The following is a 13179-nucleotide window of genomic DNA, read 5'->3' as shown; positions in this document are numbered from 1 at the left end:
CCTCCTCGAATGTTTGTTCTTATCCTAATTATACAAAAGAAGGTTTCAAATATCAACATTTACCTTTAACAGAGCCAAGGTAAAAAAAGATTAAATATACCAATACTGTATATATTTCAAATCAAGGACAACTATTCACTTTTTACAGATATTAGGAGCTAAGTCCTATTTTCCGCGATTTACCAAATAGTCCGTGATACATACAAAACCAACGAATGCAAAAACTACGATGGAAAGCATTTGAAAGGAGAGATCAATATGGGTCGTGGAAAAAGCTTTAACCACAAAGAAAAAGGCCATCCTGGCAACTTTCCAAAGAACAGCATAACTGAAGAAAAAGACCATAGTCGACAATTTGAACAAATGGAAGGTATTGTCTCTCATGAAGCTTTTAAGAACCGAGAGAAAGAAGACGAAATGCCTTAATACGAAAGCACCTTAAAAAAAAGAACCCCCAAGATTGAACCAAGGGGGTTCTTTATATATAAGACAAGAGTAAAGCAGGTAATCCAAATGAATAAAAACAAGCTAAACTTTTCAAGAAGGATTGTACGAGAGCCCTTTCAGGACATTACACTTATCAAAGAAGTTTGGGGCGAATTTTTGGGGATTACAAGTGATATCGGGCAGCTAAGAAAAGTATTAATGCATCGTCCTGGTAATGAAGTTTTAAAACTTCATCAAAATCAGAAGGAAATTGAAGCTGGTCCATTATTAGGAAAGTATATAAAGGGCACACAACCTGAAGATCTCGAAGCCAATTTAAAACCTAAATTACAGATCTTGCAAGATCAACATGACCAATTGGTAAAAGCTTTGAGGCTTGAAGGAATAGAGGTTGTCTTTCTTGACCGAACTAAGCATGAAGAATTACCGGAAAGAACCTTTACTAGAGACTTAGGAATGATTATTCCGAGTGGTGTCATTTTGTCGAGGCTTGCCCTTTATATTCGATATGGTGAAACTCGTTTGGCCGAACAAACCTTTAGCAAATTAGGGATGCCAATTCTAGGCCGTATTCAAGGACATGGTTTTGTCGAAGGTGGAAGTTTTACCATGCTTAACAAAAACACAGCCATTATCGGTCGCTCGGAACGCGTAAATTCTCTTGGTATTGAACAATTAAATTACATTCTTTCTCTACAGGATATTGATTTAATAACAGTTGATTTACCATCTACCATCATTCATCTCGATGAAGCATTTCTTCTTATCGATCATAATAAAGCACTTATTAATAAAGCTCTACTTCCTTATTGGTTTATAGATGAACTTCATAAAAGGAAGATTGGATTATTTCATGTTCATCCGGAAGATCCCCCTTTAACGATTAATGTCTTACCGATTTCTCCTGGAAGGCTCATTTTCCCCTCTTCTGGAGTAAAAACAATGGAATTACTCAAAGCAAATGGTATTGATATTATCCCTGTAGACATCTCCGAGTTCTATAAGTTAGGGGGAGGAATACACTGTTTAACACTTCCGCTTATACGTGAACCTATAAACCAATAAAAAAGGGATCAAGCGTAAAAGACTTGATCCTTTTTTCGAATATGTGATTATCCTAGAACCATCGCAATGCGTTCGATTGCCCAATCTAACTCTTCTTTTGTTACGATTAAAGGTGGAGCGAATCGAATAACCGTGTCATGGGTTTCTTTACAGAGGAGCCCTTCCTGCTTTAAAGACTCACAATACGAGCGGGCAGCCTCTGTTAATTCAACTCCGATAAACAAGCCACGCCCTCTCACTTCTTTAATAATTGGATTTTTTATCTCTTTTAATTGATTCAAGAAATAATCACCAAGTTCAAGAGAACGTTGTGCTAAATTTTCCTCAATTAAGACGTTTAATGATGCAATGGAGACAGCACAAGCCATTGGGTTTCCTCCAAATGTAGAACCGTGAGAACCTGGGTTAAATACACCTAATATGTTTTTATTGGCAACGACGCAGGATATTGGAAATACCCCGCCTCCTAATGCTTTACCTAAAATATACATATCAGGCTCTACATCATCCCATTCACATGCAAACATTTTTCCAGAACGACAAAGCCCAGCTTGTATTTCATCCGCAATAAACAGGACATTGTTTTGTTTACATGTTTCAAAAGCTTTCTTAAGAAAACCTTCTGGTGGAATAATAATTCCAGCCTCTCCTTGAATGGGTTCAAAGAGAAATGCTGCTGTATTTTCAGTTATCGCATTTTCTAGTGCTTCAATGTCCCCATAAGGAACTAGTTTAATTCCCGGTAGCATTGGACCGAATCCACGTTTATATTCTTCTTCCGAAGATAATGAAACGGCCGTCATCGTCCGTCCATGGAAGTTTCCAATACACGCGATGATTTCAGCTTGATTTTCCTTTACACCCTTAACATCATATGCCCATCTACGTGCCGCTTTAATAGCTGTTTCAACAGCTTCCGCCCCTGTGTTCATTGGTAGTGCCATGTCCTTATTTGTCATTTTACAAATTAATTCATACCATGGGCCAAGCTGGTCATTATGAAATGCTCGCGATGTTAGTGTAACACGATCAGCCTGATCCTTTAAAGCTTGAATGATTCTGGGATGACGGTGACCTTGATTAACTGCAGAATATGCGCTTAACATATCCATATATTTATTTCCTTCGGGATCCTCCACCCATACGCCTTCTGCTTTTGAAATTACAATTGGTAGTGGATGATAGTTATTTGCACCAAACTTTTCCGTTTGGTCAATGATTGTTTTTGAGTCCGCTTTAATTTGAGCCATCTATTTAACCTCCAGTAGCTATTGTTGTAGTGAGAATTTCTTCTTGTCTACTATTTTATGCAAGAATCATGCCAACTTCTCATGTTGGTGCATCTTAAATGATTTCTTTTAAAAAAGTGCATTACGCTCAGGTAATTCATACGGATGACCATCTTTAGAAATAAGACATTTTTTTATCTCCATTAATTAATGCAAATTTTCTTTGCACCTACTATATTTTTTTGCGCAAAAATATTTTTCATTTCCCAAAGTTAATGCAAATATAATTTGCCCCTTTGTTTTTTTCTCATATAATAAGAAGTAAGGAAAAGGGTGGGGATATCATGAAACAAGTTGAGATATTAAAAACCAAAGCAACTGAGCAATTAGTTAATGAAGTGGATGTTGGTATACATGTCGTTGACTCTCAAGGCACAACGATTATTTACAATCAAAAAATGGCTCAGATTGAAGGGATGAACCAAGATGATGTTCTAAACAAAAAGCTGGTTGATGTATTTTCGTTTCACAAAAATGAGGATAGTACGTTGCTTCAAGTACTTAAGACGGGTAATTCCATAAATAATGCTAAACAGACCTATTACAACAACCGTGGTCAGGAAATCACCACCATCAATAACACAATCCCAATTATGGATGGCAAACAACGTATTGGAGCGATGGAAATTGCCCGTGATGTTACAAAAGTTGAGAAGTTACTACGTGAAAATATGAACCGGAAAAGTGATACTCATTATACATTTGATAGCATCATAGGGAAAAGTTCTGCAATATTGGAGGTAATTGAGTCTAGTAAACGTGCTACTAGGACAAGTTCCTCAGTTCTCATTATTGGGGAAACTGGTACGGGAAAAGAGCTTTTTGCTCAAAGTATTCACAATGGAAGCAACAGATCATCTGCTCCTTTTATCTCTCAAAATTGCGCAGCTTTACCGGACAATCTAATTGAGGGTCTACTTTTTGGTACAAAAAAAGGAGCTTTTACAGGTGCCATTGACCGCCCAGGCTTATTTGAACAAGCAGAAGGAGGCACTTTGTTATTAGATGAGATTAATTCATTGAATCCTGCTCTACAAGCAAAGCTTCTACGAGTTATTCAAGAAAAAATGGTACGAAGAGTGGGTGACACGAAGGATAAAAAAGTGAATGTGCGGATCCTAGCTACAATGAATGAGGACCCCATTGATGCCATTTCCGAGGGTAGACTTCGAAAAGATTTATATTACAGATTAGGTGTCGTAACCCTTTTTATTCCTCCATTACGAAATCGGAAGGAAGACATTAAAGAACTCGCTTTTGCTTTTATGGAAAAATATAATCATCTGTTTGGTCTGCAAGTAACAAACATAGCAGATGAGGTATTACAGACATTGATTCAATATGACTGGCCTGGGAATGTTCGGGAGCTAGAGCATATTATAGAGGGAGCTTTAAATATCATTACCTATGAGGATACGATTACTTATAACCATCTCCCCATGCATTTTCGTAAAAAAACACATATTAAACCTGTATCTACAAAAAAAGCACCACAACCCTCTGTAATCACAGAGGTTCAGCCGTTAGACAGTTACGTGGAGGAAGCAGAAACTTTATACCTAAAACAGGTACTTGAACATTATCATTTTAATATTACAAAGACCGCTGAAGCACTTCGCATGAGTCGCCAAAACCTCCAATATCGATTAAAAAAGTACGGGATTAATAAGCCACGGTAAGATATTCCTGGCTAGAGATTTTTTTAAAAAATTACACCCTTATTCGTTATCTAAAATCTTACAAATATCATCATATCCCCCCCTTTTCGCACAAATATTGCTCGGGAAATGAGTAGAAATAAGTCGAAAATATAGTATGTTATCGGTTCTGGGGAAGGTGAAACTTTAGTAATTGACGAATGATTATTAGTTAAAGGCTGGTGATTCTAGTGAAACAATATGTATGGTATGCAAGTTATGGCTCAAATATTAATAAGAAACGCTTTCTTTGTTACATAAAAGGTGGCAGACCCAATGGTTCTACTGAAACGGAGGTTGGCTGTAAAGATCCCTCATCTCCGATCGATGAAGGAATCTTTACCATCCCCTACCCATTGTATTTTGCGAAGGAAGCTAGGAGATGGGATTCAAAGGGTGTTGCTTTTATTGATGGTTCCCCGAATGAAAGAACAGCTACCTATAGCAAGAAATATTTAATTACATCTGAGCAGTTTATTGATGTGTTAAAACAAGAGAACAGTGGAATGAAGATTGATATTGACTTGCAGGAAGTGAGAGAATCAGGTTCAATGGTTTTCCGTGAAAAGGCGTGGTATGGTAGAATTCTATATCTTGGAGATGATGATGGTTATCCAATTTTTACGTTTACCGCACCTTGGGATATAGATACTGTTGCTTTCAATAAACCTTCCTCTGAATATTTGGATACGATCATTTCAGGCCTTAGAGAGTATTATTCGAAAGAGGAAATCGTACAGTATCTAGAAAACAAACCTGGTATAAAGGACAATTACTCAACCCAGGAGCTTGAAAGATTTCTTTAGGTAACAGGATGCAGTTTTGCTTCAAACAAATGTTTGTTTGAAAAACGAGTACCCATTATTATGGATACTCGTTTTGTTTATTTCAATGAATTTTCGATAGCTTTTTCAAATACAGAAATGATATCTTCGGAATGTTCGATCCCCACCGAGATTCGCACAAGTTCGTTCGTAATTCCTAATGATTCCTGTGCCTCTGCCGGTAAAGCACGATGGGAAGTCTTTAGAGGGTGAGATACAGTTGTCTCTACTCCAGCTAATGTTGGAACTAGCTTAACCCAGCCTATCGATTTGAAAAATTGATTCACATCAACAGTTTTTGCAAGTTCGATTGACACCATTGCTCCATATCCTGTAGTTTCTGCCTCAAACGGATAGTACACTCTTGCAATGTTAGGATTGTTACGCAAAGCTTCCGCAAGTTTTCGAGCATTTGAAGACTGTACTTGCATGCGAACGGCCAATGTTTTTAAGCCACGAGTTGTTAGCCAAGCTTCAAAAGGACTTACATTCGCACCTAGATTAACAACCTTTGCACGCGCTTTTGAAACCAAGTCCTCTCTTCCCACAACAACCCCTGCAGTTACATCACTATGTCCACCAATATACTTTGTCGCACTGTGAACAACTACCTCCACCCCAAGCTCATATGGGTTGCAATGATATGGTGTCGCGAATGTGTTATCTACAACAGTGACTAAGTTGTTTCGTTTTGCAAGTTCGACCACAGCCGGTAGATTTTCGACTCGTAAAAGTGGATTTGTGATTGATTCAGTATAAAGCAGTTTTGTATTCGGTTGGATGGCCCTTTCTACTTGTTCAAGGTCTGCAAAGGAAACAAAAGTTGTTTCCACGCCTAGATTACGCAATTCCTCATGTAGAAGATGAAAGCTCCCCCCATATACGTCCTCTGCCGCAACAATATGGTCTCCACTTTTTGCAACAGATAGGATTCCAGCTAAAATTGCAGATAGTCCAGAAGATGTCGCGATACCTGCTGGTGCTCCTTCAATTGCTGCTACCATTTGGCCAAGCTCGTCCGTATTAGGATTTCCAGTTCGCGAATATAAGTAATTTCCTTCTCCTTGGTAATAACCCTCTAAATCTTCAAGGTTATCAAAGGTAAAAGCAGATGTTTGGTAAATTGGTGTTACCTTGCTTCGAATAGGTAATTTCGCTTTTTCTATACTATGTATTAATTTTGTCTCAAACCGTTTTACCATTTTCCTCACCCTTTTTAGTATTTATTGCTATTATTCTGAACCTTATTTTAATGCATGTCAATCAGAATACTATAAAAAAGAAGCTGCACCTGCAGCTTCTCTCACCTACTCTTTATAGATAGATTGGTCTGTATAATTGTTATAAACCAAATAAATAACAATACAAATTGCGGTTGTTATAAAACCCCAGCCCAGTGTGATTTGATCGATTACAAGGTAATTATTACATAGTTGCATATTTGTATTTATATATAACACGCCCATACCCAAATATTTCACTGTAAAAAAGATAAAGACGAGATTTTTTGCACGTTCACTTAGTTTCTTCCAGCTATCTCGTAAAGGAACACCCGCTAAAAAAGATAAACTAAGAAATTTAAATACTTCCATGCTTGTAATCGTTAGTGTCTCATCCATTGTTTTTGGAATTGTCCAATACACCATGATTACAGTGAATAACAAAATACCTGGTATTCCGTTTTGATTCCATTTCTCAAAAAACTGTGGAAACTTTTGTTGAAACAGTTTACCCATAAAAAATCCAGCAATTACGATTGAAGGCATTTGCATGTGCATATGGATGATCATAATTGACTCCAGTAAATCAGCAACAGGAGGAAGCGCTAATACGAATAACAGCCCTAGTCCAATTAAAAATTGTTTCATAGCCTTATTCCTCCTTTTGACTTTCTAAAATACTAGTAACCTTGGCAGTGGCTTGATCAATTTCCTGATAATCCATTACTTCGATCAGTAAACCATTTGGATCAACTAAATAAAAGGCTGAGTTATGTGCAAAGTTACCTTTTCCATCGGGGATTACGATTACACCAAATGTATCGAGTAGGGTTTGTAATTCCGTTTCGTTTGGTATCCTTGCCATTCTCCATGTTTCTCCGTCAGATCCAAAGAAGGTGCGATATTTACTTAAAGTTGCTGGATCGTCCCTTGTGGGATCAAAGCTTATACTTAAAAAGACGATATCTTTCCCGATGTATTCTTGAGGAATCTGCTCATATACCTGCGCCATATTCATTTCTAATTGTGGACAAACAGTTGTGCAGGCTGTGTAGAGAAAAGTGATGAACACATATTTATCTTCAAACTCAGAAATAGGATATGTCCGTCCCTCGCTATCCTCAAATGTTACATCTGGAAATGCTGGCTTATCCTCTAGTAGTTGGTTTACTCTTGCTGTTTCAGCAGTAAACGCCCGTAATCCATCGGTTCCCGTATAGAACAGCACACATCCAAATAATAAGATTAGTATACAAGCGAATGTCGTTCGATTTTTTTTGATCACGAAGATCACATCCTATTTCTAGTTTTTCCATCTACTAATATCAGAAAGAGATAGCAGAAGTTTCGCTATCTCTCTCTATTAAGGAACAACTCCTTGATTGTCTAACTACGGCGCCTAGAAACTCGAGAAACTTCTACTCCTCCTGCAGAGGCAAAGAGCGCCTCTTTGTCGGAGTCTTCGACGCACATGGCGTTTTTAGTCGGCCAGTTTCCTCGTTTCTGTTCAAGGCGCCTGCGCTTTTCGTTTTGTCTAGCTTCGGCTCGCAGCGACTAGCGAGACTTCCCTCACCCTCCGTACGAAAAGGTCAACATCGGTTCGCTTCGCTCCCCGTGTTTCCTTTATCTCCTTAAAGAACACAGACTAAGTTCGCCACGTCCTGTGGCAACGTCTGCGTGACCCACTTCGTGTGGGCCTCACTCCGTACGTCGCTAAAATGCTCGCCTGCGCTTTTCTAGTTACCAAGTTTTAAATGGTGGTGATCCTGGAGGTGCGTTTACAATCATTTCAGTTAATGGTAATACATAGGCCATTGCAATTACTAGAATCATAAGCACAACCCATAGTCCCCAACGTTCTGTCCAGAATGGAGTTTTTGAAGCTGTTTCTTCTACTTCAGCAATTGGGAATTCTGTTTCGCCTTTTGGTGCAAAGAACATCATATTGAATACTGCATATACTTGGATGATTACCGCTACAAGTAATAGTGTTGCACCGATACCAATTACCATCATAAATGGTTCCCAACCTGCAGCTTGTGCACTACCAAAGTAGTCTGTGAAAGATGTTCTTCTTGGTGAACCAAGAAGTCCAACCCAGTGCATTGTGATCGCCATGATAACCATACCAGTTGTCCAGATGATGGTTTGAACAACACCTAATTTATTCATTCCTTTTGTTAATACACGGCCAGAAATATGTGGGACTAACCAGTAACTAATACCAAAGAATGTCATTACGACTGACATACCTAGTGTTAAGTGGAAGTGTCCAACAACCCACATTGTGTTGTGTATAACTTGGTCAAGTTGGTTCGTTGTCTGTGCAATACCACCAGCACCCGCTGGGATAAAGGCAGCCATTGCGATAAATGGTGATAAGAAGCGAACGTCTCCCCAAGGTAACTTTTTAAACCAACCTAAGGCACCTTTACCTCCTTTTGCTTTTCCAGTACGTTCAAATACTGCAAACATTGCCCATGCTGTCATTAATGATGGGAAACCAATTGCTAAACTCATGAATACGTGTAGGAATTTTACTGATAAATTAATTCCTGGATCAATAATTTGATGGTGGAATCCACCAGTAATGTTCATGATAACTAGGGCAATAACAACTACACGAGTAAGTGTGTCACTCCAACGTTTTCCGCCAATGATTTTTGGTATAATGACATACCAAGCAGATACAGCTGTTAAATACCAGATATTAACTGCTGTGTGTCCGAATGCCCAGAAAAGTGTACGAGAGACCATTACGTTAATTGTATCTACCCAGCCAAGTGTCCATGGTAAAATCAAGAATAATACTTCAACTGCGACAAATGCAGTTGCACCAACTAGTAGAATAAATACACCTGTAGCAAAGAAAGAAAGGATTGGTAAATGCTGACCCTTATGATTCTTTCTCCAGTTTGCTACTTGAATAAATGCACCAGCTGCTAAGATCCAAATACCTACTACCACTAATGCTAACCCGATATAGAACACTGGGTGTGCTGCCATTGGTGGATAAAAAGTGTACATGACAGATGCTTCATTCATTAGAACAGGAATGACGACTAATACGATACCAAGGATTTTCGTCCAAAAGCCCACCCATGCCATCCTTCTAACTTTAGGTAATAATCCACCTAAATCATGAGAAAGACCTGCGTAAAAGTAACCAATGGTAACAAATGCTGAAAATACTACTACTAATAATAGGCCATGTGCTGTTAATACTTGATAATAATTAAGCCAACTTGGCAATTCTAGAAGACCTGCACGATTTAATCCTTGGAATAATCCAAAAAGTCCACCTAATAATAATGCGATAAATGCTACTGATAAATAGGATTTCGAAATCTTTGCATCATCTAGATTAACCCCTAAAACTTTGTTTGTCTTTTCTTTAAATGTCAAATCTGAATTTTTTAATATAGTTGCCAATGGTCTCCCCTCCTTTATTTAACCGTAATTGTTGTAGACATTAATTGGTGACCAGAACCACAATATTCATTACATAGAATTAAATACTCACCAGGCTCGTCGAACGTTTGAGTGATTTTTTGAATATGTCCTGGCATTACCATTGCATTTAAGTTTGTACCTGCAACTTGGAATCCGTGAACTACGTCTTTAGATGTCATGATAAAGTGAACCTTTGCACCCGCAGGTACTTCAATTTTTGCTGGTGTAAAACTAAATATTTGTAACGTCATAACTACTTCATATTCATTTTCTCCGATTTGATAAACACCTGGTTTGTCGAATGGAGCTGTTTCATCCACTTTCTGAGGATCGATTGTTTCCATATTACTTGGTGGTCCCATTTCTAATGCAAATGTTTGGTATCCTGTTATAAGCATGAATCCAATGATAAGGCCGAAACTTATGGTAAGCCATATTTTTTCATCACGATGCATCTTCATTTTTTTCCCTCCTAGAATCTAGCCATAAATAGGCCGAATAGTAATAGATACGTAGCAAGAATGACTGCTCCAACAACACCAACTGAAATCCAGGTTCCAACTAATCGTTCCGAATTTCCCCCGTTTGTGTTTTTATTTCTGTTAACTTTTGAAGCTCCCATCCAACTCAACCTCCTTATGTTCTTCTTACTTACATCATAATTAGGAATAGTTCTCAATGTTGTGAACTGAATCACACATCAAGTGTAATTTTTAATACACTCATAAAAAAAAGACGAGAAAAAAGGCTATTTCTCGTCCCCTAACTTTTGATTAAAACTCAATAAAACCGCTCTAATTCGGCTTTTTGTGGACTTTTCCTCCCTTGTACCCTTCGAAGAAATCCGAAAATGACAAATTGGTGAACTAACCCCTGCACAAAAAAGCAGCCTCCGAATTTGGAAGCTGCTTAATCAAGTTGATAAACTAAAAATCTCTCATATGTGTTTTTCTCAAACAATTCAGGAATGATGATTTCTTTCTTCATTTGAAAAGGTGTATTGGTTTCTACAAAATAGGTGTACTCGTTTGATCCATAATAAAGAATAATCTCTATGTGTCGTGGATTCTGCTCGTATGAACGTAGGATATTAGACAATGTATGCTTAAAAACCTGTATAGAAAAAGGATTAAAAAAGTAAAAACGATTATCAAGCGAGTTAATTTTATAATCCTGTGCGGCACAATGGTGAATTTCAATTTCACCTTTTTGGTAACCTGACTTTTTAAAATAGCGTACTCGATTTTCCACCGCTTCATGATAGAGACTTTTGTCAATCTCAATCCCAACAACAGATGCCCCAAAATGGTGATGTATATAAAAAAGAAGCCTACCCTTGCCACATCCAAAATCCACTACCCGGTCGGTTTCCTTCAATTGATAATGCAAAAATAGTGCGTCGAGCCCTTCATATGGCGTCGGTTCATAGCGGTGATAATGTACGGAGGGGCTAAATCCCTTTTGGCCTCCACTTGTTTTTACATGTAAAAGTGCATCGTAATACTTATCATCCATTGGTAGTCTCCTTGCCATGATGTGATTAATATGGTATCCCTCTCAATGCAAATGTTAGCTTTTCTGGATTGCGAATGGAAAAGATATGTTTGATTTGATTTTTCTCTTCTTCAAAGCATACCATATTCTCTTGTTGGTTATCTCGTTTAATCAAGTACAAAAGATCTGAATTTATTTGTGAAATTTTGTTTCACAAAAAACCCCGCTACATTAAATGTAACGAGGTTCGTGGCAAGGCTATCCAAAATATTTTGGTAAGGTAACGACGACCATTAATAGGAAGATTATAAAAATATAATTCACTGAATATAGAAAGTTCCAGCGAGCCCATTTCATATCATCCTTAACCGTAAATCCTTTGACACTCAATACAATCCAACCAATATTAAGCACTGTCGAGAGTACGACAAATACTAATCCTAGGTCCCCTAAAAAGAAAGGTATCGGCAACAAACAGATCACCCAGAACAGAAAATGCTTCTTCGTTACCTCAAATCCGCGAACGACTGGGAGCATCGCGACTTTAGCCGCTTTATACTCTTCATACTTTCTCATCGCAATCGCATATGTATGAGGCATTTGAAAAACAAATAAGATCAAGAAGAGCATAATTGGAACGATGTGATCGATAGGTGCAACCGCAGCCCACCCCATTAAAGGAGATACGGCGCCAGAAACACTTCCAATCACAGTATTAATCGTAAATCTGCGCTTTGACCACATCGTGTATAACACAACATATGTGAACCAGCCTATAAATGTAAAAAAGATAGCTTCAAATGTTGTGAAATATAGAAAAATGAATCCTAGAGCAGTACAAATGATTCCTAATACCAGAACAAATTTCAATGAAAAATGCCCTGTTACAGTTGGTCGCTTTTTCGTTCGATCCATGACTGTATCAATGTCAACATCATACCAGTTGTTTATGATGAGTGCCCCCGCCATAACGAGCGTACTTCCGATTATTGTATACAGAAACAATCCCAGATTGTCCTGAAAAGATGCGCCCGTAAAGTAAATGGCTAACCAAAATCCTGAAAACACGGGTAGAACATTGGCTATTAAAACCCCTGCCTTAAAAAGTGATTTAAGATCAGCTATGAGGGATGTTTTTTGTATTTGAATTTCTGATTGCATGGATATCCTCTCTCCTACGGTTCTATTAGAAGAACATTATGCTTCAAATATACTATACCATTTTTATCGCTCTTAGGATAAGAAAACCACTTTTTACCTACTTCTATAGTGTATTCCACCCAACTCCCATATCATTCCGCTCCCTACAGTTAAATAGTAAAACTTTCTCATTGCTTCCCTCAAAAAAGTTTTGTAAAATTAGACCATCGCTTTTTGTTTGTTTCCTAAACAAATTAATAAAAAGTTTTCTGATTTGAAAACGCGCTCAGTTATCTATATATTTTTTTCAATAAAAGAACAACACTTACGGAAGCAAATGTAAACGATATTACAGCTAAGAGAGATACAGGAGGAAATGAAAAATGGATTGGTTTGTAGACAATTTACCGATTATCTCGGTAATTCTTGGGGTTGCTTTACTTCTTTTTCTAAATATGAAGCTTAAGCTAAATAGTGATACTATGTCAAGAAAATAGACACAGATTTTTCTACCGCGCTTTCGCTTGGTAGCCTTCATAAAAAAGTTTAA

14 protein-coding genes are annotated in these 13179 nt (G+C 37.8%); 4 read left to right on the top strand and 10 right to left on the bottom strand.

Annotated features, from left to right (window positions below):
- Positions 1–258 precede the first annotated feature (258 nt).
- A complete protein-coding gene (locus ACR65M_RS24385) occupies positions 259–426 on the top strand; it encodes a hypothetical protein (protein ID WP_165918285.1) in 168 nt (55 codons plus the stop codon).
- Between the two features lie 87 nt (positions 427–513).
- The gene (locus tag ACR65M_RS24380; protein ID WP_341329812.1) at positions 514–1512 is read left to right on the top strand and encodes a dimethylarginine dimethylaminohydrolase family protein; all 999 of its coding nucleotides are present in this window, start codon (positions 514–516) and stop codon (positions 1510–1512) included.
- Positions 1513–1559: 47 nt separating this feature from the next.
- On the opposite strand, the gene ACR65M_RS24375 is transcribed toward ACR65M_RS24380, so the two are convergent.
- Complete coding sequence (locus ACR65M_RS24375) at positions 1560–2762, bottom strand: ornithine--oxo-acid transaminase (RefSeq protein ID WP_440274641.1); 1203 nt, start codon at positions 2760–2762, stop codon at positions 1560–1562.
- Positions 2763–3085: 323 nt separating this feature from the next.
- On the opposite strand from ACR65M_RS24375, the gene ACR65M_RS24370 reads away from it, so the two are divergent.
- Together ACR65M_RS24370 and ACR65M_RS24365 are read left to right on the top strand one after the other, a co-directional pair.
- Positions 3086–4480 carry a sigma-54 interaction domain-containing protein gene (locus tag ACR65M_RS24370; protein WP_440274640.1) on the top strand — a complete coding sequence of 465 codons (1395 nt, stop codon included), beginning with the start codon at positions 3086–3088 and terminating at the stop codon, positions 4478–4480.
- Between the two features lie 209 nt (positions 4481–4689).
- Positions 4690–5304: a hypothetical protein gene (locus ACR65M_RS24365; RefSeq protein ID WP_440274639.1), complete on the top strand. Its 615-nt coding sequence runs from the start codon at positions 4690–4692 to the stop codon at positions 5302–5304.
- Between the two features lie 77 nt (positions 5305–5381).
- On the opposite strand, the gene ACR65M_RS24360 is transcribed toward ACR65M_RS24365, so the two are convergent.
- The 9 genes from ACR65M_RS24360 to cyoE all read right to left on the bottom strand — a co-directional run bounded on the left by ACR65M_RS24360 (position 5382) and on the right by cyoE (position 12650).
- Positions 5382–6524 carry a trans-sulfuration enzyme family protein gene (locus ACR65M_RS24360; protein WP_341329808.1) on the bottom strand — a complete coding sequence of 381 codons (1143 nt, stop codon included), beginning with the start codon at positions 6522–6524 and terminating at the stop codon, positions 5382–5384.
- 105 nt (positions 6525–6629) lie between these two features.
- Positions 6630–7190 carry a hypothetical protein gene (locus tag ACR65M_RS24355; protein ID WP_341329807.1) on the bottom strand — a complete coding sequence of 187 codons (561 nt, stop codon included), beginning with the start codon at positions 7188–7190 and terminating at the stop codon, positions 6630–6632.
- A gap of 4 nt (positions 7191–7194) precedes the next feature.
- Positions 7195–7827, bottom strand: coding sequence for an SCO family protein (locus tag ACR65M_RS24350; protein WP_440274638.1), 633 nt, complete (start codon positions 7825–7827; stop codon positions 7195–7197).
- A gap of 455 nt (positions 7828–8282) precedes the next feature.
- A complete protein-coding gene (locus ACR65M_RS24345; RefSeq protein ID WP_341329805.1) occupies positions 8283–9974 on the bottom strand; it encodes a cbb3-type cytochrome c oxidase subunit I in 1692 nt (563 codons plus the stop codon).
- A 14-nt stretch (positions 9975–9988) separates the two neighbouring features.
- Positions 9989–10456, bottom strand: coding sequence for a cytochrome c oxidase subunit II (locus ACR65M_RS24340; protein ID WP_099360970.1), 468 nt, complete (start codon positions 10454–10456; stop codon positions 9989–9991).
- Positions 10457–10467: 11 nt separating this feature from the next.
- Entirely contained in the window at positions 10468–10617 is a 150-nt protein-coding gene (locus ACR65M_RS24335) for a hypothetical protein (protein WP_180271122.1), read from the bottom strand.
- 287 nt (positions 10618–10904) lie between these two features.
- On the bottom strand, positions 10905–11510 hold the full coding sequence (locus ACR65M_RS24330; RefSeq protein WP_341329804.1) for a methyltransferase domain-containing protein: 606 nt from the start codon (positions 11508–11510) through the stop codon (positions 10905–10907).
- A gap of 25 nt (positions 11511–11535) precedes the next feature.
- Complete coding sequence (locus tag ACR65M_RS24325) at positions 11536–11664, bottom strand: hypothetical protein (RefSeq protein WP_440274637.1); 129 nt, start codon at positions 11662–11664, stop codon at positions 11536–11538.
- Positions 11665–11747: 83 nt separating this feature from the next.
- Positions 11748–12650 (bottom strand): heme o synthase, encoded by a 903-nt coding sequence (gene cyoE / locus ACR65M_RS24320; RefSeq protein WP_341329803.1) that lies wholly within the window; start codon positions 12648–12650, stop codon positions 11748–11750.
- Between the last annotated feature and the right edge of the window lie 529 nt (positions 12651–13179).

This window comes from Ferdinandcohnia sp. SAFN-114 (assembly GCF_059415045.1).
The sequence above is the reverse complement of the archived record's forward strand: the minus strand, read 5'-3'. Positions and strand labels throughout refer to the sequence as shown.